Source organism: Methanomassiliicoccales archaeon (genome assembly GCA_013415695.1).
In the GTDB taxonomy this organism is placed as follows: domain Archaea; phylum Thermoplasmatota; class Thermoplasmata; order Methanomassiliicoccales; family JAAEEP01; genus JAAEEP01.
Map to the genome: position 1 here is coordinate 41109 of JAAEEP010000003.1, position 24674 is coordinate 65782.

Annotated in this window: 26 protein-coding genes, 1 tRNA gene and 1 pseudogene; 17 read left to right on the forward strand and 11 right to left on the reverse strand. The window is 47.6% G+C overall.

The annotated features are described in order from the left end of the window. Nucleotides 1-45 precede the first annotated feature (45 nt). The 3 genes and pseudogenes from GKC03_01995 (at nucleotide 46) to larE (ending at nucleotide 1457) form a co-directional block, all read left to right on the forward strand. Nucleotides 46-162: a DUF1059 domain-containing protein gene (locus GKC03_01995; protein NYT11308.1), complete on the forward strand. Its 117-nt coding sequence runs from the start codon at nucleotides 46-48 to the stop codon at nucleotides 160-162. Nucleotides 163-358: 196 nt separating this feature from the next. Further along, a pseudogene (locus GKC03_02000) lies at nucleotides 359-622 on the forward strand (hypothetical protein). Nucleotides 623-665: 43 nt separating this feature from the next. Beyond that, the gene (gene larE, locus GKC03_02005; GenBank protein ID NYT11309.1) at nucleotides 666-1457 is read left to right on the forward strand and encodes an ATP-dependent sacrificial sulfur transferase LarE; all 792 of its coding nucleotides are present in this window, start codon (nucleotides 666-668) and stop codon (nucleotides 1455-1457) included. 8 nt (nucleotides 1458-1465) lie between these two features. Here the strand turns inward: larE and GKC03_02010 are convergent, their stop codons facing one another. Together GKC03_02010 and GKC03_02015 are read right to left on the reverse strand one after the other, a co-directional pair. Next, entirely contained in the window at nucleotides 1466-2797 is a 1332-nt protein-coding gene (locus GKC03_02010; protein NYT11310.1) for a TldD/PmbA family protein, read from the reverse strand. Next, complete coding sequence (locus tag GKC03_02015; GenBank protein ID NYT11311.1) at nucleotides 2794-4230, reverse strand: TldD/PmbA family protein; 1437 nt, start codon at nucleotides 4228-4230, stop codon at nucleotides 2794-2796. Before GKC03_02015 ends, GKC03_02010 begins: the two co-directional genes overlap by 4 nt. 129 nt (nucleotides 4231-4359) lie before the next feature. Between GKC03_02015 and GKC03_02020 the strand changes: the two genes are divergently transcribed. Continuing rightward, complete coding sequence (locus GKC03_02020) at nucleotides 4360-4923, forward strand: hemerythrin domain-containing protein (protein NYT11312.1); 564 nt, start codon at nucleotides 4360-4362, stop codon at nucleotides 4921-4923. A 126-nt stretch (nucleotides 4924-5049) separates the two neighbouring features. Here GKC03_02020 and GKC03_02025 read toward each other — a convergent pair whose 3' ends face one another. Beyond that, on the reverse strand, nucleotides 5050-5433 hold the full coding sequence (locus GKC03_02025) for a winged helix-turn-helix transcriptional regulator (GenBank protein NYT11313.1): 384 nt from the start codon (nucleotides 5431-5433) through the stop codon (nucleotides 5050-5052). A gap of 135 nt (nucleotides 5434-5568) precedes the next feature. Continuing rightward, nucleotides 5569-5674 (reverse strand) — tRNA-Ser (locus tag GKC03_02030). A 136-nt stretch (nucleotides 5675-5810) separates the two neighbouring features. Here GKC03_02030 and GKC03_02035 point away from each other — a divergent pair. The 4 genes from GKC03_02035 (at nucleotide 5811) to GKC03_02050 (ending at nucleotide 9562) form a co-directional block, all read left to right on the forward strand. After that, complete coding sequence (locus GKC03_02035) at nucleotides 5811-6224, forward strand: CBS domain-containing protein (protein ID NYT11314.1); 414 nt, start codon at nucleotides 5811-5813, stop codon at nucleotides 6222-6224. Between the two features lie 60 nt (nucleotides 6225-6284). Then, nucleotides 6285-6491, forward strand: a complete 207-nt coding sequence (locus tag GKC03_02040) for a MoaD/ThiS family protein (protein ID NYT11315.1) — start codon at nucleotides 6285-6287, stop codon at nucleotides 6489-6491. 297 nt (nucleotides 6492-6788) lie between these two features. Further along, nucleotides 6789-8030, forward strand: coding sequence for a DNA primase (locus GKC03_02045; GenBank protein NYT11316.1), 1242 nt, complete (start codon nucleotides 6789-6791; stop codon nucleotides 8028-8030). 2 nt (nucleotides 8031-8032) lie between these two features. Beyond that, nucleotides 8033-9562 (forward strand): AAA family ATPase, encoded by a 1530-nt coding sequence (locus GKC03_02050; protein NYT11317.1) that lies wholly within the window; start codon nucleotides 8033-8035, stop codon nucleotides 9560-9562. Here the strand turns inward: GKC03_02050 and GKC03_02055 are convergent. The 5 genes from GKC03_02055 to GKC03_02075 all read right to left on the reverse strand — a co-directional run bounded on the left by GKC03_02055 (nucleotide 9559) and on the right by GKC03_02075 (nucleotide 14381). Next, on the reverse strand, nucleotides 9559-9993 hold the full coding sequence (locus tag GKC03_02055) for a GNAT family N-acetyltransferase (GenBank protein NYT11318.1): 435 nt from the start codon (nucleotides 9991-9993) through the stop codon (nucleotides 9559-9561). The two genes, GKC03_02050 and GKC03_02055, sit on opposite strands and share 4 nt — an antisense overlap. A gap of 16 nt (nucleotides 9994-10009) precedes the next feature. Next, the gene (locus tag GKC03_02060; GenBank protein ID NYT11319.1) at nucleotides 10010-11947 is read right to left on the reverse strand and encodes a hypothetical protein; all 1938 of its coding nucleotides are present in this window, start codon (nucleotides 11945-11947) and stop codon (nucleotides 10010-10012) included. Between the two features lie 188 nt (nucleotides 11948-12135). Then, entirely contained in the window at nucleotides 12136-12813 is a 678-nt protein-coding gene (gene tpiA, locus GKC03_02065; protein ID NYT11320.1) for a triose-phosphate isomerase, read from the reverse strand. After that, nucleotides 12806-13948 (reverse strand): fructose 1,6-bisphosphatase, encoded by a 1143-nt coding sequence (locus GKC03_02070; protein ID NYT11321.1) that lies wholly within the window; start codon nucleotides 13946-13948, stop codon nucleotides 12806-12808. The genes tpiA and GKC03_02070 overlap by 8 nt, the downstream gene beginning before the upstream one ends. Nucleotides 13949-14123: 175 nt before the next feature. Further along, on the reverse strand, nucleotides 14124-14381 hold the full coding sequence (locus GKC03_02075; protein NYT11322.1) for a ferredoxin: 258 nt from the start codon (nucleotides 14379-14381) through the stop codon (nucleotides 14124-14126). Nucleotides 14382-14627: 246 nt separating this feature from the next. Here GKC03_02075 and aspS point away from each other — a divergent pair, with 246 nt between their 5' ends. Genes aspS through GKC03_02090 form a run of 3 tightly spaced genes read left to right on the forward strand, consistent with a single transcriptional unit; the run spans nucleotide 14628 to nucleotide 17754 of the window. Continuing rightward, entirely contained in the window at nucleotides 14628-15947 is a 1320-nt protein-coding gene (gene aspS, locus GKC03_02080) for an aspartate--tRNA(Asn) ligase (protein ID NYT11323.1), read from the forward strand. A 47-nt stretch (nucleotides 15948-15994) separates the two neighbouring features. Next, a complete protein-coding gene (locus GKC03_02085) occupies nucleotides 15995-16522 on the forward strand; it encodes a Holliday junction resolvase (protein NYT11324.1) in 528 nt (175 codons plus the stop codon). A gap of 17 nt (nucleotides 16523-16539) precedes the next feature. Then, nucleotides 16540-17754 carry a hypothetical protein gene (locus tag GKC03_02090; GenBank protein ID NYT11325.1) on the forward strand — a complete coding sequence of 405 codons (1215 nt, stop codon included), beginning with the start codon at nucleotides 16540-16542 and terminating at the stop codon, nucleotides 17752-17754. Nucleotides 17755-17839: 85 nt separating this feature from the next. Here GKC03_02090 and GKC03_02095 read toward each other — a convergent pair whose 3' ends face one another. Further along, on the reverse strand, nucleotides 17840-18094 hold the full coding sequence (locus GKC03_02095; GenBank protein NYT11326.1) for a hypothetical protein: 255 nt from the start codon (nucleotides 18092-18094) through the stop codon (nucleotides 17840-17842). A gap of 236 nt (nucleotides 18095-18330) precedes the next feature. On the opposite strand from GKC03_02095, the gene GKC03_02100 reads away from it, so the two are divergent. From GKC03_02100 to GKC03_02125, 6 genes are all read left to right on the forward strand, one after another. Further along, on the forward strand, nucleotides 18331-18909 hold the full coding sequence (locus GKC03_02100; GenBank protein ID NYT11327.1) for a TetR/AcrR family transcriptional regulator: 579 nt from the start codon (nucleotides 18331-18333) through the stop codon (nucleotides 18907-18909). 58 nt (nucleotides 18910-18967) lie between these two features. Further along, entirely contained in the window at nucleotides 18968-21508 is a 2541-nt protein-coding gene (locus tag GKC03_02105) for an RND family transporter (GenBank protein ID NYT11328.1), read from the forward strand. Nucleotides 21509-21791: 283 nt separating this feature from the next. Continuing rightward, the gene (locus GKC03_02110; protein NYT11329.1) at nucleotides 21792-22031 is read left to right on the forward strand and encodes an Lrp/AsnC family transcriptional regulator; all 240 of its coding nucleotides are present in this window, start codon (nucleotides 21792-21794) and stop codon (nucleotides 22029-22031) included. Between the two features lie 51 nt (nucleotides 22032-22082). Then, complete coding sequence (locus GKC03_02115) at nucleotides 22083-22718, forward strand: hypothetical protein (protein ID NYT11330.1); 636 nt, start codon at nucleotides 22083-22085, stop codon at nucleotides 22716-22718. Between the two features lie 63 nt (nucleotides 22719-22781). Further along, nucleotides 22782-23411, forward strand: a complete 630-nt coding sequence (locus GKC03_02120) for a LysE family transporter (protein NYT11331.1) — start codon at nucleotides 22782-22784, stop codon at nucleotides 23409-23411. Between the two features lie 39 nt (nucleotides 23412-23450). Next, nucleotides 23451-23840 (forward strand): hypothetical protein, encoded by a 390-nt coding sequence (locus tag GKC03_02125; protein NYT11332.1) that lies wholly within the window; start codon nucleotides 23451-23453, stop codon nucleotides 23838-23840. Here the strand turns inward: GKC03_02125 and GKC03_02130 are convergent. Next, nucleotides 23813-24658 carry a hypothetical protein gene (locus GKC03_02130; GenBank protein NYT11333.1) on the reverse strand — a complete coding sequence of 282 codons (846 nt, stop codon included), beginning with the start codon at nucleotides 24656-24658 and terminating at the stop codon, nucleotides 23813-23815. The genes GKC03_02125 and GKC03_02130 overlap by 28 nt on opposite strands. Nucleotides 24659-24674 lie beyond the last annotated feature (16 nt).

Sequence of the window (24674 nt, forward strand, 5' to 3'; positions counted from 1 at the left end):
AAAGGAAGCTTTTTCTTTGACCTACTCTGATTATTCAATGATCAAATGGTCACCTTGAAATGCCCAATGTGTGGGTTGGAATTCACTGCCGACACCGAGGAAGAAGCCAAGAAGATGCTGATAGAACATCGTAAGGAGGAGCACGATAAAGAGGAAAAGTGAGTTCCGATCGTTGTTGCTTCGCTTTGAAGACAGCGAAACCTCCAGTTATCTATAACTAGAGTGATTAATCTCTTAAAACAACTTCATTGGAAAGGGTTCTCAACTTCTCAAATAATCGTTTTCCAATGAGGCCTTTATAAACAAATAAAATCGAACTGGGAGGGCGGACGCGGTTGAAATTGGGACCTCGGCTCTGATGGCATAAGCGTGTCAACAGTACAGGCCATGTAATACATGTAAGTGTCCTGTTGGGGTGACCGCTCACGACCCGGAGCTTAGGAAAAGGCTGAATGTGGAGTACTCCTCAAAGAAACTTGAAAACTTCTTAAGAGTAAGCAACGATGAACTCAAGGCTTTTACCAGATTGACCGGCAATAATGATGTTCACTCCCTCGATGTGAGGGATCTCTGCACCGTCAACTCAGAGATATCCGAATACACTAGGATCGGCCATGTATGATCTCAATCGCAACTGGTTTTTACCCCTTGGAGGATAAGGGGTCGTGGATACAGTGGAGACCAAGCTCGGCCATCTGAGGAATACACTGTCTTCTATGGACAACCTGGCGGTTGCCTTCTCTGGGGGCATTGACAGTTCCCTGATTCTCAGAGTGGCGAGCGATTTGCCGGAAATCAGAGTGATGGCCTTAATGGCGGTTTCGGAATTGGTTTCCCAACATGAGAGTTCCGAAGCTGAGAGAATTGCAGAATCACTGGAAGTTCCTTTTCGTAAAGTATCTGTCCAGGTCATGGAAAACGATGCCTTTGTTGAAAACAGCAAGGAAAGATGCTACCTCTGCAAGAGAATGATTTTCGAAAGGCTTCTCGAGGCCGCGAGAAAAGAGAATTTGGACATTCTTGTAGACGGGACGAATCTCGATGACCTTGGAGAGGACAGGCCAGGCTTGAGAGCTCTCGAAGAACTGGGTGTCAGGAGCCCCTTGGCCGAAATTCGAATCTCCAAGACCGATGTAAGGGAGATGGCTCGCAGGCTGAACATGGAAAATGTTGAAAGACCAGAGAACACTTGCCTGGCCACCCGAATCCCAAGGGGACAGATGATCACCCTAGAAAAACTGCAGAGGATCGATGATGCTGAGTCATTCCTTCGCTCTCTGGGGGTCCAACAGCTCAGGGTGAGAGACCATGAGGACCTTGCCAGAATTGAAGTCCTTCCAGACCAATTTGAGATCATACTCAACAACGCCAATGCGATAGCTATTCGATTTCGAGAGCTAGGATTTCGCTTCATCACCCTGGATTTAGAAGGATTTAGAAGCGGTAGCCTGGGTTGATCGCCATATCACATCGTCGACTTGGTGAACTTGGTATCTTTGATCAGAGCGGCCGGTGTTAGAGTTGGAGTATCTACCTCCCACCATTTGATCCACTTTCTGTCTCCGCTGAGTTCTTCCACGGATTGGAGCATTCTTGGTATGTTGTCGCTGATCCTCAATTCTTTTATGGGACCGCCTAGTTCTCCATCCTTGATGACGAACATCGCATCCCTGGGTATCATGGAGAAATCTCCATTTGTCCAGTTCTGGTACCTTAGATACCAATCGTTCGTGACATAGATACCGCTGTCTACTTTAGAGATAAGTTCTTCAGTAGTTCCTTTGCCGCTTTCCACAATCAGATTGAAGGGATGAGGATTGATCAGGCCAGCATTGGCTGTTGTCTCGGTTTCCATCTTCTTGGCCGTAGTGCTGTTGTGGAGATACCCCTTGAGTTCTCCTTTTTCGATTATGGGAGTCTTTCGGACGGGAAGCCCTTCTAGATCGAAGGGGAATGAACCATAGGTTCCTGCCTGGGTACCATCATCTTCCACCGACAGGTGTCTGGAAGACACCTTCTCTCCCACTTTGTTAGTTAAAAATGATAGTCCAGCGTCCACGAAGAAGGCAGATGAGGCTCTTCCGACCTGATTGATAAGATCAGCGAAGACCAGAGGTCCTAGGACGGCGTCGCATTCCCCCGGAACTCCGTCCTGAGGGGAGGCTGATGATCTCGAAAGCATGCCTGCCTCGCGTCCAGCAGCCTCGGCATTAAACTCCCTCTCGGTTCCAGAAACAGAGACGGCATGACCCGAAGATTGTCCCTCTCCAAAGGCCCTCAAAGAGAGTTCAATGCTTGATTTGAGGGCAACACCAAAGGCTTCACCGCTGGTCTGAAGTGTGATTCTGATGTTCCTAGCGATCAATGAACCAGCTATTCTCTTTGCCCCTTCTTTCAAACCTGCCTCTACAGCCGCTTCCACGTGACCAACAATCATGTTCGGATTAAGATCAATGCTTGGTTGATTGAGAAGAGCCCTAGAATAAGTGAATGGCCCTTGCGGTAGGGGAGCGTAGACATCGCCAGGTGGACTTGATTTTGCTTCAGCTACCAACCTTCTTGCGGTTGCTTTCAAAGACCTCTTTGAGAGGTCTGCGAGATCCGTGCCAGCCTTCCTTTCCTTCACGAAGGTGAAGATATCAGCAGTGGTCTCGTTCAAGTTCTTCGTGACCGTTATCTGGTTGTTGGAGAATCTTATCATTACTTCCTCAAGCTCCATGACGGTGACCACCGTATCGGTTGCGCCCTCTGCCTTGCACTCTTGGAGCACGAGGCTGCAAATCTCCTCGGACTTCACGAAGAACCCCCCAATCTGACATTTCGAAGCCTGACAGGTGGGCCGCCCATCCAGACCGGCATCGCCTGCATCGGATCGCCCTTGCCGCAATCGCCGGAAAAGTATTCCACCTCTTTACCTACAGCATCAATGGAGGACCAGAGCCCCGTGGTGGTGATCTCTATGACAGGGTTCTTTACCAAGCCTTTGATCTCCCCTTTCTCGATGCGATAGCTCTCCAATCCAACGTAACGCTGATTGAATCTTCTATCGTCGATGTTCCATTCCATGAAGTTCTTGATGAACAAACCGTCCTTGACATCCTCTATCAATTCCTCAAGTTGGTGATCACCTTTCTCTACAAAGGTATTTGACATTCTGACGATAGGTTCCCTGTCGAATGAAACTGATCTTGAGGAGCCGTTGCTCTCGACTCCGAAGACCCTTGCGGTCTCCCGATTATGCAGAAACTCGTGGATTCTCCCCTCCTTTATGAGGTATCGTTTCCGGGCTTTGATACATTCATCATCGAATAGATAATAGCCAAAGGACTTTGGAATGGTGGGATCTTCTACCACATTAACCACTTCAGAACCCACCTTCCTCCCTATCGAATCTTCATCGAGATATGTCTCCCCAGCTTGGGCGGCCTCCCTTCCCAGCACCCTATCCGCTTCTCCAGGATGTCCACTAGATTCATGGGACACGATACCGACCACCTCTGGCCCAAGTATCAGATCGTATTCTCCTGATCTGATTCCAGTTGCCTGGTTCAGTACCTTGCCAAGAGTTGTGACCTCCTTTCTTGACACGCTTGGAAGGTCCCATCGCTCAACCCCTTCCCAGCCGGATGAGCTGCCCAGTGATAGAAATCTCTGGACAGATCCCTTTTCCGTTGAAAGAGCTGTGAGTAACATAAAGAGCTCAACCCTGGGTATCCTGCTATAGACCCTTCCCCCATCGGAGGTGATAACCAGTTTCTCTGTCATATGAGTGTCCAATGACAGGAATCTCCCTGGAAGCTTGACATTGGATTGATCGGCGGCATCGAGTGCTTCAGCATCCGTCTCCTTCAGCAGATCGATCCGACCCTCTAGAGATACGCTATCGAATGCAATTCTAGTCTTTACCTCTACCTTTCCCTGACTGGCCGGAGTCTCGGCCATTTCTATTGGGCCTCTTCTTAGCTTAGAGGCCCGCTTGGTCGAGGAAACGACTCTTTTAACCAAGGAGCGGATTTCCCGCTTGTTGAGCTGATTTGTCGCGGCGAAGCCCAGTCCTCCGTCTATCAGGACTCTCATCCCTATCCCCTTCTTAGTGCTGAATGATGAAACCTCTGGGATACCGTTCTTGAGAAGGTTTGTCTCGTAGTAATCGGTCTGGTATCTCGCCTCTGCATATTTACAACCAGCATTCAGGGCAAGATCTAGAGCTAGTTCCAGATAATCTTCCATTCTCCTCCCTTCTTAATCCAATCACACATCTCCAACAATATAAAGAGGTTCGTTGTCACCCACGTCAAGGGAAAAAGTCTAGAATCTAGCATAAGGAATACATACCACAAATGCCTAAATTCAATATTGATGCGGGTATCTATTACTCTGCTTCAGTATGATCATGGGGTAATTCGCCAGGTCCTTGACTGTCTCAAAGAGATCTTAGAAAATGACTTTCTGGATGAGTATGAGAGGGTCGCCGTGGACATCCATGACTTCCTTTCGGAGTTCATGGATAGATTCCATCACAGAAAGGAAGAAAATTTCATCTTTCCATCAGTCTCCAATAAGTCTGATGAGACGGCCAGGATATCAGATTCTCTTATCAGAGATCATGAAAAAGCCCGAGAATTTCTGGCCAGGATGAAAAAATCAATTAGTGAAGGGTCGATATCAGATAGATCGAGCTTCATTGAGGCTGGAAAGAATTTAGTCAGACACGTTACGGATCACATCAAGGAAGAGGAGGAACGTGCATTTCCCATCTTCGAGGGGATCATCTCTGTTGAGGAAGACATCGACATCTATACTGAATGCGAGAGATTCGTGGTTGACGAGTTCGATGCGGATTTCATGCGTAGAAATGAAGACCGTGCCTTCGAAATAGAGAACAAGGTGTTGGGGCCAGGATACTACGAGGGTATTGCCTAGTCATTGAACTATAAAAAAGCCTGAGCTAAAGCGTCCCAAAGGAACATATTTCGCTATATGGAAAGGCATAGCCTATGCTGCCAACACGATCCTATCATTGGCGTCTTTGAAAGAGATCCAGGTCTTTCACCTAAGTACTATGGTATCGGCCTGACCATTCTTCCATGTGACATCCATCGCGACCTTACCGTTGCCTGCTTGGATGGAGACTGATTTTACGGTGGCGGTGTAGGTTGCCGCCCTGCCCCTAGCAGATGTCCTGACATATCCTGTCTCAGCGAGGATCCCAAGTTTTGTCATCCTCTCCACAAGCTTGTAGCATGTGGTGAGCGGTATCCCAAGGAACGATGCCAGATCATTAACTGTCATCTCCTTCCTGACGGTCAGAGCAAGGATCTCGAGAACTGCTGGATTGATCATGCTATCCGCAAGTTCATCCTTCTGATCGGTCGCTAGTTTGATCGCATCCCATATAGAGTATTCCCTACAACTATCCAGAGCTGTGAACAATACCCCATCCCTCCGATAGAACTTAAACGCATTCTTAATTAATAAAGTTTCTGGCCAGTTATCATTTAGAGGAAAGAATTTATCCCATTTTAGCGGTTGAATTCGACGTTACCGTACGAAAATGAGATTGCCGAGCGCCGAGGGGGAGATTCGAACTCCCGTGGCGCAGAGCGCCAGTGGCTCACTCGGGCATCCAATGCCACTCGAGGCCACCGCCTTGACCTGGCTAGGCTACCTCGGCAAACGGCAAGCCATTATTTTTCTGGTATTTCTATGTTTAGCCCCTTGTAATTTGAAGTTTGAGCTTAACTCTTCTCGGGAAGGGACTCTTGTGATAATCAAAATGAATTTATTGAGAAAGCTCTAATCGATAGATTATGAGAGAGATCGAGGACATGAGGGCGGATGAAGTGATGGAGAAGGATGTCGTCTATGTATCCCCCATAACAACGGTGAAGGAGTTGAAAGATCTCTTCGAGAAGCATGACTATAATTCCTTCCCTGTAGTGGAGAAAGGGGAAATCGTGGGTATTGTGAGCAAGCTCGACTTTCTCAAGATATTCACGATGGGAACGCATTTCTCAAGGTCCGATTATTGGAAGTTGTTCGCTGAGAATGTTGGAGGGGTGATGAGGCGCGCCGTCATTTCCGTTGAGCCCGATGATAGTTTGAGGAAGGTTGTTGAATACATGGTTGAGTTCAATCTAAGGAGTCTTCCTGTGGTTGAAGGGAGCAAACTTGTCGGCATCATCTCAAGGAAAGACGTTATGTCCCACCTTCTCCTCGATTGAATGAATCGAAGACTTTCGTAGGATGAGTAATTTCTTAAGGGATAATGCAATCTTTAGAGCATGCTCCTGAAGATCACGGTTGAAGAAAATGGAAATTCTACAGAAGTGAATTTCAAAGAGTCGATCGATGCGAGCGATCTTCTTGAATCACTAGGGAGACATCCCGATGGACATATCGTTATTCGAGATGATCTTCCGATTCCCCTGACAGAAACACTTCTAGATGGAGATCGCATAAGAATCATTCGGGTCGCTTCCGGCGGATAATTTCCCTTTTCGACAAAAATCCTCGATTACCGAAAGGCCCATGTTCGAAGCAATTGGATTAACACTTTGAAGAAACATCAGCATCGAAAAATATTTAAATATTGATGCATGGTTAAAGGAGTGGAAAAGCAGATAAGTCTGCCTAATATCATCATCACTATCATCTAATCACATGACCCGTATGGGATAACATTAGGATATGTTGATCCATGTGAAGAAAGGCATATGCCTACTGGCTTAAAGAGTCGGGATAAAGAGGCTGAAAGCTGTTTTTCCAACACCATTGAGGTGACCCCAATGAACATCGATCCTAGCACCACCAAATACATGATCAAAGCAAGATTAGTTGCAGACGGCATAGTCGAAAAGCCGGACGTGGTGGGCGCTATTTTTGGTCAAACTGAAGGTTTACTCGGTGATGAGCTCGACCTTAGAGATCTTCAAAAAAGCGGTCGCATCGGCCGTATTGAGGTGGAGGTCGGTTCCAAGCAGGGGAAGTCAGAAGGGGAGATTCTCATACCTTCAAGCTTGGATCAGGTAGAGACCGTCATTCTAGCGGCTGCACTGGAAACCATCGATAGGGTGGGCCCGTGCAAGGCCAAAATCAACGTCGAGTCTATCGAGGATGTCCGCATATCAAAGAGGGCTCGAATAATTGATAGGGCCCGTTCGTTACTTGGCGATCTCATCAAACAATCAAAATCGAGTGGAATAGACCTGACCGAAAGCGTCCGTCAATCCGTCCAAATGGAGGAAATAATTCACTTTGGCAGGGAGAGATTACCTGCCGGTCCAAACGTTACAGAATCAGATGCTATTATCATAGTCGAAGGACGTTCGGATGTGCTCAACTTATTGCGTTCCGGCATCAAGAACGCAATTGCTGTTGAGGGTACTAATGTACCCCGAACCATCAGCGATCTTTCCAAGGAAAGGATAATCACTGCATTCGTCGACGGTGACCGCGGAGGAGAGTTGATCCTGAGGGAGCTCTTTCAAGTGGCTGAAGTGGACTTCGTGGCTCGCGCTCCAAAAGGCCAGGAGGTAGAAGAACTCACCCAGAAACAGATCATGAAGTGTCTCCGGAACAAGATTCCAGGGGAGCAATTCATTGAGATGTACGGTCTGGGAGGGGAGGTTGCGCACCATGAGGAGGTGCACAGACCTGTAGAGAGACATGAGCGTGTAGAGATACCAGCAAAGATCGAAGTAGTGGAGGAAAAGAAACCTTCAAAGAAGCTTTCCTCAACTCAAGAGAAATACAAGGAGATCATTAACGAGCTCTCCTCTACATCCAAGGCAAAGCTCCTTAATGGAAAGGGCACCGTAGTGAAAGAGGTTCCAGTTAGGGAACTTGTGAACTCGCTCAAGAATGATTCCAAAGGGATAGCTGCAATAGTATTCGACGGTATTGTCACCCAGAGGATACTTGACATCGCTGCAGAGCAGAAGATCTCCACCATTGTGGGAACGAAGATGGGTAACATCACCAAACAACCCACGTCCGTGGAGGTGTGGACAAAAAGCGATCTAAATTGAAGATGAGCAGCAAAATAGACATCGTCCGAGAGGGCGATATAAGGTCCATAGAAACCACAGCCGATGTGGAGATACCCATCGACCCCTTGAAAAGGGTTATCGGCCAGGACGAAGCCGTTTCCCTGGCTAGAGTGGCCGGGAAGCAACGTCGCCATCTGCTCTTGGTTGGTCCCCCCGGAACAGGTAAGTCGATGATAGCCCAAGCTTTGTCCCTGCATCTTCCTCGTCCGAGTGAGGAAATAAGAGTTGTTCACAACCCTGAAAATCCGGAGAGGCCCCTCATTGAATTGAAACAGGGAACCGAGGTCAAGAGGGAAATGGAGTCGAAAGAGTTCGCTGAAGGCGATCTCATCGATCCTAAGAAAGCGCCAATCAATGTGGCAGAAAGACTAGGTTATCGCTGCAAGAACTGTGGAGTATACTCCTCCACAAAGGAGAGATACTGCCCTAAGTGTCAGAAGCCAAAAGTCACCATGGATAACACCGGTAATCCATTCGGTGATCTCCTTGGCGGGATGCTTGAAGCTAGTCTTGCAGGCGCTCAGGGGATACCTAGCGGCAGAGACAAGGTCACCACTACCAGGAAACGGTTCGGAAAGGAGGAGGTGGTGGTCTTCGAACGTTGTGGCGAGATGATAAGGGTCTTAGATCAAGATGCTCTCGAGAAGAGGCGGGAACTGGAGAAGATAAGCCCGCAGAAGAGCCTGGTCGGACTTGACAGAAACCCATTCGTCCTAGCAACTGGAGCCAGCGAGACTGAACTGTTGGGGGATGTAAGACATGACCCCTATGGGGGGCACCCTCAACTGGGTACCCCTCCCTATGAGAGGGTTGTTCCTGGGGCGATACACGAAGCGCACCAAGGAGTCCTGTTTCTCGACGAGCTGCCCCATCTCGGACACCTTCAACGCTACATTCTGACTGCTATGCAGGAGAAGATATTCCCAATCAGTGGAAGGAATCCACAGAGTGCGGGGGCAAGCGTCAGGGTGGATAGCGTTCCTTGCGACTTCATACTGGTAGGAGCCTGCAATATACAGGATCTTGAGCACCTGCTTTCTCCCCTTCGATCGAGAGTCTCTGGTAGCGGCTACGAGGTGCTCATGGATACCACTTTCGAAGATACGGAGTTGAATCGAGCCCGATATTGCCAGTTCATCGCTCAAGAGGTCTCCGTTGACGGGAAGATACCGCATGTCTCGCTTGATGGCGTCCAGGCCATTATAAGGGAAGGTAGGAGAAGGGCAAGGATAATTGATGGGGAGAACAACTCGCTGACGCTCAGGTTGAGAGAACTCGGCGGCCTCATCAGATCAGCAGGAGATATCGCAATCATTAACGAAGATCAGCTAATTGATGAGAATCACATCAAGAAAGCATTGAAACGTTCACGAACTGTCGAGGAGCAGATAAAGGAAAGGTATGGATCCTACATGAAAGGACTTTCCACCGACATCAGCTCGGCGCAGAAGGAGAAATCCTCATATTACTTTTGGAACGAACATCGCAGTGATGATTCGATGTTTCACTAGAGTATCAGCTGCATTTTGTAAGCACTCTCTCCATCAGTATAGTATTTTTCCAACTTCATGATCTTGCTGAACCCTAGTTTCCGGTACAATGATATTGCCTCCTTGTTGGTGGTTCTGACCTCCAAGGTCACCATCTTCACGCCCCTCATAGCACACTTCCTGAGAAAATCCAGACAGAGCATTGTGGCCAAACCCTGCCTTCTTCGCTCCATTTTGACTCCAAGCATTAATATCCTAGCATGTTGACGGGACATAAGCACGCCAGCCATGAACGCCTGTATCCCCATCAAATCCTCGACGATAAGAAAACCATCAGGCCAATACGAATGGAGATCCAACAAGAATGATGGATCATATGACTCTTTCAATGTGTTTAGGGCTAGAGCGAAAACCTCTGAGATATCGTTAACTTCGAACTGTCTTACCCGCACGTCTGGTCCAATATCACTAGCGTCCCTTAATCTTTTTCAAGAGCCATATAAGAAGAGGAGGCACCATTATAATAGGCGAGAGTAGGATCAAGCCAATTCCGCTTTCAGATTTTGGAAGCACCTGGATGATTTTGGTAGCTTCAGCTGAATTGTTGTAAATATCAGTGACCCTTAGCAACACCGTATACACCCCTTCGGGAAATGCCGCAAGAACCAGGGATCCTGTTTGGTCAAATACACCGTCACCATCTAGATCCCAGATGTATTCTGATATGCCAGCATTATCACTTGAATTCCTTCCACTAAATAAAATCATTTCACCTTCGTGAACCTTTTCAGAAGCATCGATGTTTACGACAGGTGGGTAAGGATCTATGTTCCAATCATTCCAGTAAGATCTAGAGAAGAAATCAGCCAAACTTGCTGAACTCAAAATCAAGCCCGCTTCCCTATTCTCAAGAAAGGCAGCTTCACACCAGTTTATGCTTGAGACAATCACATGATCGTCTATGATGACTCCCTTGTTATGAAGTACAGAGAATTCGTGATAACTGGATACCATTCTAGCCTGCAGGTCTATGTTCTCAGAAGCCCCGATTGTATTCAGTTTTTCAACCAGGTCTTGATTGCTAGATCCAGATTGGGCAAAGAAAGATGAATCGAGGAGAAACCTGACCTTGATACCCCTCTTGGCAGCATCTAAGATCGCTCTTAGAAGTTCATTCTCTAGCGTAAGATCACAATAAAGCTGTTCAATCAGAATTACCTCCTGGGCATTAGAGATAATATCGTGAATCAGCTCAAAGGAGAAATCGGGGGATAATATTGGCCTCACCAGGCAACTGAATTTCTGATGTTCAATATTGCCGATCGGTGTACCTGTGCGATCCTGTATCACGTTTACTTTGAAATCCTCCTTCAATGCTCTTTTCACATCCATCCGAGAGAGATCCGAATCCTCGTTGAAGATTCTTGAGAAATATCTCGCCAATTCATCGCTCTCCACCAGTACTCCCCAGCCCCTATTGGAATCCAGGGAAAAGGTGATAAGATTCTCAGACAAGACACAAGTCCGATGACCGTCGAAAATGGCGTACTTGCAATGAATGTATTGATATCTCTTGTATCCATCGTGCGATTGCAGTAAACGGACGTCGATGCCAGAGGCTAAGAGCTTTCCTAACGAATCACGTTCGGCTTCATCTATTCCAGCAACAGGCTGACCTTCGACCAAGATCGTAACGTTCACACCTCTCAAAGAAGATTGACACAGCCTATCCACGATGGCGGGATCGTTGATTTTGTAAAGAGCCATTAATATGGTCCTTGATGAGAAATCGATCTCCCTGATTAGTCTCTCCCGCCCTTCCACTGGAATAATGAAAGGTTCAACACTGTACCAACCAGAAGAGCAGGAAAGGGATGATCGCCCTGGGACTGTTGCTTTCCAATCCTCAGCACAATCCGTATCGAAATCTCCATTTCTCAGGGCGGAATGCCCCCGATCTAGCTTTGGAAAAGGAGATCCTTTCCAACCTTCATCTGAGAATTCAGATATTCCATAGACAAATGCGTCAAGGAGATTGTTCAAGGGAGAGAACATGAGCACTTCGTCCCCTTTGTCAGCTAGACGGAAGGTGCCCTTCGAAAGAAGATATCTGCTTTCCAATTCGACTGCTCGGTCAACTATACCCATTTGCCTGATAGTACTCATGTTTGAGCAGATTGTCAATATTTGTCCTTCATTAAGAATCACATTTTCGTTAAATGTGATAGTTCCCTCTCCATCTGTAAGATAAATGCCTTTCAGATCTATCTCGCATTCTCCATTGTTCATTAAAGTAACGAACTCTGCAGTGAAACTTGGACACACTTCCCGGATCAGGAGGCCGGTCTGGTTTTCCTGATCATTAACTGAGACGGTTCCAACCAGATCCTGTTTCTGACTGTCCATTATAAATTCGCTGTTATCGAAAATTGGTGAATCGATCTGTTCGATTGGAGAAGATGGGAGGCCGAGCTGAACAGTCGGGAAGATGAGGATGACCGCCAGGAAACAGCATAGGCCTCTCATCCTACCTAGCAGTCCATTACATAAGAAAAGGGCAGGGATTACTTCTAGTTTCCAATTGAAATGAAAACCTAAATGTACTGGATTAATCCCCTCAGCGCACTCTTTATCGAGGAAGCTTTGACAACGCCAGAGGCAAGGAGTACTCCTTCTGCCCCCAGCTCTAGTGCAATCTTCACGTCATTTCCGGTCTTCACTCCCGCCCCGCAGAGGACCTTGATGGATGGATTCATATCGTGAACTGCCTCCACGGCACTACTAACAACCTCCGGCTTCGCGGTGGTTACGGAAATATCCCCTCCGATGAGCTCAGGAGGTTCCACTGCAATGAAATCCGGTCCGAAAGGAGCTATGTCCCTTGCCTTATGAGCAGTATCAGCACAGACAACCGTCGCAAGTTCCAGTTCCCTGCAAAGTTCGATCGCTTTGGCAATTTGATCAAGTGAGACGGGATGTTCAGAGTGGTTTATCAGAGTGCCCTTGGCACCGGCCGACTTCACCATGCTGGGTGTTATCCAACCAGTTCGAGAACCTGGAATCATGGCGTCCACGTGCTGAGCCAAAACTGGAATGTCAACGAGAGAGGCAGTTGAGGAAAGCTGGACCTGAGGTGGAGAAACAGCTATGCTTACTCCTGAATCCTTGGCCACCTCTTCGCACAGACCGGAGATCATAGATCCTCTGGACCCCTCGACCTCCTCGTAGGCCTTGAAGTTGACGATTATTATGGGCGTTCTTAGTCTACTCAATGTCCTCGAACCTCTTGGTCAATTTCTCTAGGACGGCCGGTCTGGTCGTGTACTCCATTTCTTCAGGAGCAAGTATGGCTGGCATGAATGGGCCATGTCCCCTCATGTAAATGCTCATCTCCACCGCCTTCTGCCTGACATGGTTCCAGACACTTCCTGCGAAGAAATCTACCGGTAGGTGTTCGCCTGGCGGGGAATCTGGATCCTCGAGTCCCTGGAATCTTCCATTAGATACCTGCATTCCCAACGAGACAATTCGAGGTGGACCATCAAAATAGGAGGGGTCAGAGTCTTCTACAGAGCACGGATACAAAGCTCCGTAATGGGATCCACGCATCCATCCTGGTACAAGCATCGGGAACATAAAGGGCTGCAATACTTCTCCAACCGCGGGGAAGCCACTCTGTGCCCTGACGATCATGACAGGGTCATCCTTTCCTACATATTTTCCCGCGGTCAGATTTAGTTTGTCCGTGCTTACCACGGCTCCAACACCGAGCTTCTCGTTCTTGCTCATCACCCTTTTGATCGCATATCTTGTGGTGTCCCCAAGAAGGCTGAGAATGTCATATCCTTCTTCTGGGGAGGCCATTATCACCTTCTTGGAATCCACGACATCATGAATCTCAAAGATGAACCCCTCATGAGCCCGGGGATCGATGACAAGACCCGTGGTAGTGAATGGATCCATGAAAATCCTAGTAAGAGGCAGTGAATAAGCTGATGGCTCGGTCTTATCGGCCATGAAGAAAAGCAGGGGTTCTGCTCCCCTCTCCTCAAACTCCAATTCGGCAGTTCCAGGGCCAGCTCCTTTGATATTTCCGCTGAAGGCATCAGTCAAAATGTCCTGACCAGCCGCATACAGCTTCATCTTCTTTGCGAGTGCAGTGGCATTCATGAAGGCATCCCAGGCTAACCCATGAACATCACTGTTATTCTCACCATTTTCGTGAATCATGAACAGGTTGATATCGTCACCAACCCTGGTCACGTAGAAATCGTTAATCGTGCCATCAGCCACCCCATTCTTGAGAACCTCATGACAGGTTCTCATCATCTTGGGATGAGGACAGGCGTGTCCGGCAACAGAACCAACATCAGCTTTGATTACAGATACTGTGACTCGGTCAGACATCGTCTTCCCCCTTTGTCGGGCCTGCTAATGCTCTCGACCATATAAAAGATTTGATGTAGAGATTCATCGGGCCAGTGAATCATTTCCCTGATAAACTGAAAAGCTATAAGCTGAGATGCCTAGAGATGACAAACTCTTCATGATTAATCAATGAAATCGATCCTAATGAAGATGATCAATATCCTACGGCCTTATCCTCTGGAAGTTCATCCATTTCAAGAATCGCAATAGCGTCTGTTGGGCACGCCTCCATTGCGTTCTGGACGCACTCTTTTAGCTCAGGAGGAACAACGCCTTCACCTCGCTCTCCGATCCGGTACTTCTCCTTGATCTGGGAGATCCCATCCTCATCCTCCTCGAAGACTTCGGGACATTCATCATTGTAGCACAGCCCGCACTCACTGCACTCTTCCTGATCAATTTCAACCTTGATGATCATAGGTTATGATTGGGTGTATCAAATATTACTTAATTTCGTTTAAAAGACTTGTATGTCCAAGGGGTCAATCTAGAATTGACCTCCTGATTTATGATCAAGCACGGTAATGAAAACGGTTCATCCATCTTTTCTCTCAAATCTCCCTCATGAAATTCCATCTGCTAATCTAAAAGCATCTGACTTCTCCTGGTTCCCCCAATATTATATACCTGGCCCGATTATCACACCAACGGTGTACAGATGAGCGAGCAGCCTGCCCTCAGGAACTCAAGGAGCTTGACAGAGAAGGATTTCAACCAAGAAAGAGAATTCAATGGATGGGTCCAGGACGTTCGTGCACTTGGGGGTATATCTTTCCTGATCCTGAGGGATCGGTATGGTCTTATTCAGGTTACTGCCCCGAAGAAGAAGGTTGATCCCCTGGTATTCGAGATCATAAACACCATTCCAAGGGAGTCGGTGGTAAGAATATTCGGAGAGGTCAAGGAGAGCAAACAGGCTAAGATGGGATGGGAGGTGATTCCATCGAGTATCGATGTCCTCAATAAGGCAGCTTCTCCTCTTCCCATGGGCGTGGTGGACAAGGTGAACGTCGAGGCCGATACGAGGTTCAACCACAGATATATCGATATTAGGAGACCTGAGATAAGGGCAGTCTTCGAGATCAAATCACTCGTTGTCGAAGCCATTGGGAATTACCTCAGGAAGCAGGATTTTGTTGAGGTTTTCACCCCCAAGATTGTCGCCTCAGGAGCCGAAGGGGGCGCCACGCTCTTTCCCATCCAGTACTTTGAGGGAAAGGCCTACCTTGCACAGAGCCCTCAGCTTTACAAGCAGATACTGATGGCAACAGGCCTCGACCGGGTGTTCGAGATATCTCCCGCATTCAGGGCGGAACCATCCGATACAGTTAGGCACGTTTCCGAGTTCATCTCGTTCGATGGGGAAATGGCATACATCTCTTCTCAAGAGAACGTCCTAGCGACCATAGAGGGTTGCATGCAACACATTATCAAGACCGTCAAGGAGAACGGGAAACCCCAGCTTGAGATGCTTGAGACCGAGATATCCATCCCAAGTGAACCATATCCAGTCATTTGCTATGCAGAGGCAGTGGATATCCTTTCTTCCGAGGGAAAGGAGATCGAGGAGATGGGCGATATAGATACTGAAGGCGAGAAGCTACTTGGGGACATCATGATAGAGAAGGGATATGAGATGTACTGGATCACAGAATATCCAGAGGAGTCGAAACCGTTCTACATCATGGAGAAGGACGATACACCATATTCTCACAGTTTTGACCTGGACTACAGAGGTCAGGAGATCTCATCAGGAGGTCAGAGGGAGCACAGGTACGACAGGTTAGTCGAGAGGATGAAGAAGAAAGGGCTCAATCCGGATTCCTTCCAATTCTACTTGAACGCGTTCAATTATGGCATGCCACCTCACGGTGGTTGGGGTATAGGCCTGGAAAGGGTGGTACAGAACATGCTTGGTCTGCCCAATATTAGGGAAGCCATATTGTTCCCTCGGGACAGAAATCGCCTGGAACCGTAGTCCAGTTTAGAAAGATTAATCAATGAATCAATTCCCTTCCCATTTGGATGGGAGACACTTACGAAAGGGAGCTCAAGGCCATTCTCAGCGGGGATGAGAAGGCGCTGAAGAAGATGATCAAGACCTGTAGCGAAGAAGAGACCCACGGATACCTATCAATCAATAAGAGGCCATTCATGGTGGTGAGGGCAGCTGGCTCATTGGGCATAGACCTGGTAGCGATATGGGGAGATTTGGCCTTACCCATAGAAGTAAAGAGCTCAAAGAGCGGGGTTCTGTGGTTCAGCAATAGTCAGAGATTGATTGAGCAGGGCGAGATGTTCATAGAAGAGTGTTCAAGGGCGGGGTTGATACCGGTTTACGCATTCCGTCTGAAGGGGTATCGTGGGGATCCTTGGAGAGTATTTGCCCTACCTATCAATGAAGTGGACGGAAGGCTTGGTCTTGTTCAAAGTAAATTGCCCAAACCAGAAGAGAGCAACAAGGGCAATTTCATCATGAGGTGGGAGAATGGTATGAAGCTCAGTAAACTAATAGAATATCTAGTGGGATTGAGTTCACCCCTTGTGGAATAGCAAAGGCGAGTGTTGCCATGGATCTCGGCAGGATAAGGTTGAATTTAAGTGGTTGGATTCGAAGCCTTGAACCATGGCAGAAGGTCGCACTTTTACTCGTGATCGTGATCATTCTCTACGGAACCACGATCGCTGTTCACAACCTGTTTCTAATGGATTGGTTCACGGGATGGGCTGGCCCCTCTCCTGATCTTCCAGTCTATCAGAAGAGAGCTCAAAATATTATCGACGGAATGATACCTTACAGGGATTTCTATGTCGAGAGCCCTCCTATCATCAATTATCTTCTCGTGCCGCCTCAACTATTGGGTGGTGAGGGGTGGATGTATGCGGCCTACTTCTCGTTCTTCACCTTCTTGACAGGAGCAGTCATATATCTTGTGCTAAGGCGATTCGACGAGCATATTGCTTTTGTGTCAGGTGTGCTCTTCGTTCTCTCCCCATTCGCATATTTCGAGTCAACGTGGGGCATACAGGACGAATCAATCGTTGTATTCTTCTTCATTCTTCCGCCATTACTGTTAGTGATCAAAAAGGTCCGGGAAGCGTCTGTTTCTCTTGGAGTAGGTATCATGACCAAGATGCTCTCCGGGATCCTGCTGCCGTTGATATTCCTTGAGAAACGACCGATAAAGAAGCATATCGAACATTTTTTTCTGATCGCACTAACGATATTCCTCATTTCATTGCCGTTCCTTATTATTTGTCCCCAAGAATTCCTAAGGTTCCCTCAATACTACTGCCTGGATGTGGATGGTGCAGTGATGGGTGGAATGTCGTTCTGGCACTTTCTTGAGGTCGGGGGGTTGAAGGTCCCCGGAGAGGTTAGTACGATAATCACGGCGGTGGCATTCCTTATAGCGGTCTATTTTGTATACAACAAGCGTCTACCAATCTGGCAATCATCCCTGATACTCGTCTTGACCTTCTTCACCTTCTACCCCAAGATACACCTTGGTTACTTCCTGATCCCGATCGCGTTTCTAATTATCTGGTCAACTGAAGACTTCCGGATATTCCTTAGGTGCTGGGGGGTCTACATTCCTCTTGCCCTGGCAACTGCATTCAGCGATGGGGTTTTGGGAAAACCAGCAATAGACGTTCCATGGGCATGGGTTGCAGGCCTGATGCTATCATTGATCGGTTTTCTGATCCTGTGGGACACTACCCGGATCGTCCTTCGAAAGGAGTGTTTCATCGATCGCGCGATCAAGCATGAAGACGATGTATGACACGTCTTTCAAGATCAAGATTCAATTCTGATTCAAGTACGAATATGAAGATTGAAGGATTCACTCCTGGACCAAATTAGGAGAATCAAAGGTTCAGTTGGAACTTTGTGGTCTTAGCAACGAGTAAGGGACAGAACGAACGATGCTCTTTCGCTTTCAAACAATGATTCATGTCCTCAGGGCATTCTTCACAGGTGGCGATGCCCCTCTCTATTGCGCAAACAATTACATCGCATTTCTGAGAAGGATGGATTTTCAACTCCTTCAGACAACCCATGCATTCCCTCTGGAATAATGAACACTCGGAGCAAAGAATCCCGCAAATCCCGATATCACGCATCAATTGTTTCTAAGTGCCCAGGCTATAAATCAATTTTGTTACTAGTTAAGGTAAAACAAGATTAATTTTTATAGAAACATAGAGAAAAAAATATTCTCTTTTCTTCAATTGCGTAAAATTTAATAAGGGATGATTCATTGACCTCTCGACCGGCGGTCGGTCATTAGCCAGCAATTGAAGGATGTGCCTGAAAATTGAGAATATGTAAAGAATCAAAAGAACGCCGCTTGCAGATAATGGAAGTAGCGGAAGAACTGTTCTTCATCGAGAAGGACTATGAATCCACCTCAATTAATGAGATTATCGGCAGAGTGGGGCTGGCTAAAGGTACATTTTACCACTACTTCAGATCTAAGAGGGACCTTTTAAACGCCATTTTGGAAAGGCAATTGAATGAATTTGAGGAACGAGTTGACCGACTTGCAGCTGATTCCAATATGGGAACCATTGAAAAGCTGGATGCCCTGATCGGTTTGATTTTCGACCTCAGGAGCGGCAATATTCCCGAGTTGGATCGCATGGTTGCTTACAAGAACCAAGTCGTTCAAGAGAATTTCATAATGGTGGGGGTGAAGAGGGCGAGACCTCTTCTCTCGAGAATAATCCGAGAAGGTATTGAAGAAGGCCTCTTCGATACCAATCATCCAGAAGAAGCACTTAGCTTCATTATCTCTGGAAGCAGGATTATTACTGAATCTGAGCAAGACTGCACCGCCCCACAGAAGAAGCTTGAAGCCGTCGCGGATTTTGCCGAACGCATTCTTGGTATTGAACCAGGCATCTTCAAAGAAATCCTCTTCAAGAGGATGAAGTGATTAAACGATAGTTACATCTTGAAAGGAGAGTGATTCGATAGGCAGCATATTAGGAGAATTGGGCGATAGAATATCCAAACGACCGAGAACGGCCATTTTAATAGTGGTGTTCATCACCCTCCTCTCGATTTTTTCAGTAGCCTACAATGGCCTCAATACTGATTTTGATTTCGAGAATTTCATGCCGGAGAACGAGGTATCAGATGCTACTACGGAGATCCAGCAGACCTTTGCCTCTGCATATAGTGTCGTCCTTCTGGTCAAGGACGACGGAGGAGACGTCATCACCCAGGATAACTTCATAAATATTCTGGAAACTGAAAAAGCCATCTATGAGGATCAGAACATATCCCAGCACTTGGTGGATCCAACCAATCCCGCAAACTCGGTGATCAGCCCTGTGGACATAATTGCCACCAGCATTCTGTACTCGATGGATCCAACAACGATGTCAATGCTGAATATCACACCGATTCCCACATATGACAACCTGATCAAGGTTATGCAGGTCACATCCACAGAAAATCTCAAGATCGCAGTCTACGGGATACTCAACAATCCCTTGACCCCTGATCAGTTGAAGGCCGCTATCGAGAGATTCATGACCAGCGATTTCAACTCGACCAGCATGTCTCCATCGGCACAGGGCATGATGATCCTTTACAACTTCAACAAGGAGGATATTGGAAAGGACAAGAACACCACTGCTCTACAACTCGAACTGGATATGCAGACGAAGATTGATAACACGGGTGAATTGGCGGGAATATTCGTCATCGGTACCGCTCTTATCAGTAACGATATCAATGACGCGGCCAACGAATCCATAATGATACTGTTTCCAATAGCCCTGGCAGCGATCGTGATCATCCTGATCCTTATCTACAGGGATATTGGTGACACGCTGGTCGGCCTTCTTGGATTGGTTATCGCAATAGTCTGGATGTACGGATTCGGAGCTCTTTTGGGTTATTCATTCAACCCCATGACTATGATCGTCCCCATTCTCATCTTGGGTCTTGGAATCGATTACAGCATTCATCTGATAATGCGATACCGTGAAGAGAGAATGGGAGGTAAAGGAATAGAGAAGGGGGTGAGCAATACCATCATCTTCGTAGGTGAGGCACTTCTTCTCGCCACGATCACTACCATGATAGCCTTCCTATCCAACCTCACTTCTCCCTTGCAGCCAATATCGGAATTCGGCGTGCTGGCAGCTGTCGGGATATTCAGCTCGTTCGTGGCAATGATTCTTCTTATCCCTGGCGTCAAAATATTGAGGGATCGTAGGAAAGAGGCCAAGGGCAAGATATCCGAACGATACATCAAGAAGAAGATGAACGGATACTCCATGGAGGGTATCAACAGCCTTTCGGGCCAGGCGGCCAAGAGGCATCCGTGGGGCGTTGTCGCAGTTGCCCTAATCATCACAATAGGTCTTGGGATCGGAGCAACTCAAGTTGAGACGACCTTTGATATGAACGATTTTCTACCAGAGAACATGGAAACTTCGCAGAACATCAGGTTCTTTACCAACGAATTCAACAACACAGGCGAGGCGACCGCAAATGTCCTGATCAAGGGAGGGGTAACTGACCCCGAAGCCGTCCGGAGCATGGAGATCGCGATCGAGAATATGGCTGATGACGAGAATGTGCTCAAGACTGGTGGTCAACCAGATGTCAATTCGTTCTTATCAGTGATGTACGACTGGGCGACCAATTCCTCTGGCGAAGGCTTCATTGATCAAAGGTACAACGAAACCTTCTCTCTGGTGTATCACCAGTACTTCACGGTAAGCAACAACACCGGTTTCATCAAGAACGATACCACGCAGGACGACGTTGAAATGTTGGTGGGATGGCTGTTCTTCAACGCTCCCATGGACATGGTCCAGGTATTGATGCCCAATGATGATGGTTACTCTGCCCTGATGGACATCAGCATCACAAGCCAGATGTCTTCAGATGATACGATGGCTCTTTACAATAACCTCATGGATGACACCCAATCGATCAGGGACATGGGACTCTACGCCCAGGTCACAGGAGAGACCATCATGACGGAGCTGATAATATCCGATATGGATAAGAGTCAGATGACCTCACTCATCACCACGCTGATCGCGTCTTTGATCATACTGACAATCGTGATGTACGCGTTCAGCAGGTCCTTCGTCCTGGGAGCGGTGTCCATCCTACCCGTTGTGTTATGCGTTGTCTGGATGTGGGGGATCATGTTCATCTTCGGCATTCCCCTGAACGTCATGACGCTCACTATTGCGTCTCTCACGGTGGGAATGGGTGTGACATACGGCATACACATAACCCATAGATTCGTGGAGGAATTCAAGCGCAATGGAGATATCGATAATGCAGTGAACAAGGCGGTAGGAAAGACTGGCGTATCGCTTCTTGGAGCCGCCCTCACCACCATAGTAGGGTTCGGTATCATCGGTTTCTCCATCCTGCCTCCTCTGCAGCAATTCGGCGTGATCACCGCTTTGGCCATTGGTCTCAGCTTCATAGGAGCGGTGTTCGTGCTACCGGCGATACTGGTCATTTGGGCAAGAACCAAGCAGAAGAACAGGGCTTAAAAAACCCTACTTTCCAATATTTTTCATTTTTCTTTGATTTACGAGCACGATCGATATTCAATCGACAATTTCTCGCACTCAGATGAGATGATTGGATGAAGGGCGACCCAATCTGCACTCATAGGGCTCATCACTTCCTTAGGGATCAGCTGACCCTCTTCTCTTCATCCTGATTGTTGAAAAGGAAGGGCCGCCCTCCTCTTATTGGAATTCTCACGGGATTATTTCATTGTGTCGATGGGTAAAATTGAAGTTACCTGGCAACAATTGTATTCCGATTAGAATGCCCAGTGCGGTTATCCTGCTGAACTCTGAGATCGGAAAAGAGGCTGAGATCCTGGAGGAGATGTGTACCTTCGATGAGGTGGAGAGGGGCTATCTGATATACGGCGTGTATGATATCTTGGCTGAAGTGAGCACTAATACGATGGATGAACTCGAGGAGATCATCCGAAGAAAGATAAGGCTGATTCCCGGTGTACGGTCGACACTCACCCTTATCGTAAGCAAGCGCTGCAAGTGAGATTCAAACTTCGAGATGTTGTATTAACGGCCGCATCTTACAGGTGGTTCCGTGGACTACTTCAGGAGAGACCTTAGAACCCTGATGGATAAACTCCAGAAAGGGGCTAGCCCTCTGACAAAAGAGAAGCTGCTGGGTCTGACCGATAGGCTTTTCGAGCTTCGCCAGAAGAACCTCTTGAAGATAAATCATTCAGTCCTTGAAATGATCGTGGCAAAACACCTGATGGAAGAGGGTTACGATGTCGACCTGGAGTACAGGGTAGACGGGGAGCTTACCTGCGATGTCTTTGCCAGGAAGGGCATGGGAGTAATGATTGTTGAAGTGGAGACAGGTTACGTTCCTCCGGCCCACGCTCTTGACCCTGTCAGCTATATACGCGCCCGAATTTCAAGCAAGATATCCAGATATAGCAAGTTCTGTCATAAGTTTGCACTCGGAGCACCACCACACTACATAATGCCAATACCTGAGGTGCTCACACTCCCTCCAAGGTACAGGAAGAAGGATGATCTCGAGGTCATAAAGGGCTACTGTGACATGTACTACTCTAAACCACCTGTCACTAGGGAGGAGATAGTGAATTCACATATACACAGCGTGTTCGTGATCGATGTTGAAAATGCCTGCATAAAAGAGAACGATCCTGGAGGCTACTATGACAGATCCCAAGAATGGTACATCTAGCACGATACTCTGCAAGACAGCTTCCATCAAAGTCTATATATATCATCGGTAATCCCTGAAACTATGGCGGGACCAGAATCACCACTGGTATTCCTTGCGATGGTGGGCTTCATCTCCATCTCAGGAGTGGTGATGCCAGGTCCAGTATTCGCGGCTACTGTGGCAAAGGGATACAACGATGTTAAGGCCGGCCTGAAGATCGCGCTTGGTCACGCTGTTGTGGAGATACCACTGATTCTTGCCATATTCTTTGGATTGGATTATCTCTTCCAGGACCAGGCGGTCTTTGCTGCTATCGGGATCATGGGTGGGTCCCTCCTTGTCTACATGGGATATTCAATGATCAAGTCTAGGAAGGAGATATTGATCGAGAAAGAGGATACTAGGTATGGAGCATTCACCGCAGGCGTACTTACCACGGCCAGCAATCCCTATTTCTTCCTTTGGTGGGCGACGGTTGGCGCGGCACTTATAGCAGGTGCGGTCGAATTCGGCCTAATAATTCTTCCATTCTTCATTCTCGTCCATACCGCATGCGACTTCATCTGGGAACATTTCATATCGTTCTCCATCTTCCGGACAAAGGGCATGTGGAGCAGCGAGAGACATCATTTTCTCTTCCTGGCCTCAGGAATCATCATGTTGATTTTCGGGATCTATTTCCTTTCGAGCTCGGTTATCAACCTCGCTTGACCTTTAAATAGGCAGGGTGATATATATCTCTGGACACCCATGGCCAGGGTCTACAAGGATTACAAGGTGTACTGCTGCTTCACCCTCAATCGCCTTGTATCAGAGCTGGGCATCGATCTCTATCAGCCTGGTCTTGAGGATAAGCTAGATGAGATTCTCAAGGGCCAACCAAGCATCTCCAAGGAGGAGATCAAGCATGAGATCCGCTCCAACCACTTCATGACCAGCAAGGTAATCGAGAAACTGGAAGAGGACGGACTGGTTAAGGTGGAGAAGGTTGAGGGGAAATACGGGATTAAGATCACCAAGGAGGGGGTGCTCTATGTCCGTAAATACAACCAATTCTTCATGAGTATATACAGGGAACAGATCAGGGATCACTACCGCTTTGGAGGTATGCCTCACTGGGCCCGAGAAGTTGAGAAGTAAGAGTGATCCACTACATATGGAACGAATTCATAGGTCCCATCTTCATTCTCAACTATCAGCTCCAGGGAGCAGGCGTATGTTCTGGAGCCCCGCTGCAGAACTGCCACCTGTGTTATTAGGATCTCGTACACATCCTCAGTTATCTCTTCATCGGGTTTTCTCTGCCAAAGAGCGATTACCCTTGAGGGAGGGACCAGATTTGCCAGGGAGATGTCCTCTACAGCTCGCTTGAGGGCCAGTAGATCCTCTGAGCTGGGCGGATGATCGAAATTCTTGATGAACATCTGGTATCCTGGGTAACCGATCCTCAGCATCCTCCATAGTGGACCCGGGCTCTTCGAGATCAAGCCGTCGAATTGATAGAATGTCCCAGACCTGCCCCTTTGAATCTGAGGGGTCGATGCGCTGCCTAGCATGTAGCTCTCCCGTAGCCCGGGATTCCTGGAGATAAGCAGATTGACCAAGCGATCTACTGAGTCCCTGCCTTCAGGTACAAGAACGACGGGATCGTCATCCCTGACACTCAAAATCACTTTGTGCCTTTGGGCATAGTACCTGAAGAAATCATTGAACCTTCGAAGAAGTGAAAGGGTAAACAGACCCAATATGAACAAGATGATGAGAAACAGGCTTATGAAAAGGTTGGTGACCAGGAATGCCAGTATCAATATGAAATCCACGATCAGCCAGAAGACTATGAAGACGGTGGCGTAAGTTACCAGTTTCCTGATCTTAGGTGCTTCTTTAGTGACATCATCGGCCAAATCGAATATGGCGGAGATTGGGTTCTCCACCGCCCTGACATCAGCTCGGCTCACCGTTGGATGACCGTGT

Excerpts from the sequence above, each read along its gene's own strand:
- GKC03_02125 (NYT11332.1), top strand. The coding sequence starts at position 23,451 with ATGGCCAGGGTCTACAAGGATTACAAGGTGTACTGCTGCTTCACCCTC.
- aspS (NYT11323.1), top strand. The coding sequence starts at position 14,628 with ATGAGCGAGCAGCCTGCCCTCAGGAACTCAAGGAGCTTGACAGAGAAG.
- GKC03_02040 (NYT11315.1), top strand. The coding sequence starts at position 6,285 with ATGCTCCTGAAGATCACGGTTGAAGAAAATGGAAATTCTACAGAAGTG.
- GKC03_02050 (NYT11317.1), top strand. The coding sequence starts at position 8,033 with ATGAGCAGCAAAATAGACATCGTCCGAGAGGGCGATATAAGGTCCATA.
- GKC03_02095 (NYT11326.1), bottom strand. The coding sequence starts at position 18,094 with ATGCGTGATATCGGGATTTGCGGGATTCTTTGCTCCGAGTGTTCATTA.
- GKC03_02060 (NYT11319.1), bottom strand. The coding sequence starts at position 11,947 with ATGGACAGTCAGAAACAGGATCTGGTTGGAACCGTCTCAGTTAATGAT.
- GKC03_02085 (NYT11324.1), top strand. The coding sequence starts at position 15,995 with ATGGGAGACACTTACGAAAGGGAGCTCAAGGCCATTCTCAGCGGGGAT.
- GKC03_02035 (NYT11314.1), top strand. The coding sequence starts at position 5,811 with ATGAGAGAGATCGAGGACATGAGGGCGGATGAAGTGATGGAGAAGGAT.
- GKC03_02045 (NYT11316.1), top strand. The coding sequence starts at position 6,789 with ATGAACATCGATCCTAGCACCACCAAATACATGATCAAAGCAAGATTA.
- GKC03_02120 (NYT11331.1), top strand. The coding sequence starts at position 22,782 with ATGGCGGGACCAGAATCACCACTGGTATTCCTTGCGATGGTGGGCTTC.
- GKC03_02100 (NYT11327.1), top strand. The coding sequence starts at position 18,331 with ATGGAAGTAGCGGAAGAACTGTTCTTCATCGAGAAGGACTATGAATCC.
- GKC03_02020 (NYT11312.1), top strand. The coding sequence starts at position 4,360 with ATGCGGGTATCTATTACTCTGCTTCAGTATGATCATGGGGTAATTCGC.
- GKC03_02110 (NYT11329.1), top strand. The coding sequence starts at position 21,792 with ATGCCCAGTGCGGTTATCCTGCTGAACTCTGAGATCGGAAAAGAGGCT.
- GKC03_01995 (NYT11308.1), top strand. The coding sequence starts at position 46 with ATGGTCACCTTGAAATGCCCAATGTGTGGGTTGGAATTCACTGCCGAC.
- GKC03_02070 (NYT11321.1), bottom strand. The coding sequence starts at position 13,948 with ATGTCTGACCGAGTCACAGTATCTGTAATCAAAGCTGATGTTGGTTCT.
- GKC03_02015 (NYT11311.1), bottom strand. The coding sequence starts at position 4,230 with ATGGAAGATTATCTGGAACTAGCTCTAGATCTTGCCCTGAATGCTGGT.
- GKC03_02090 (NYT11325.1), top strand. The coding sequence starts at position 16,540 with ATGGATCTCGGCAGGATAAGGTTGAATTTAAGTGGTTGGATTCGAAGC.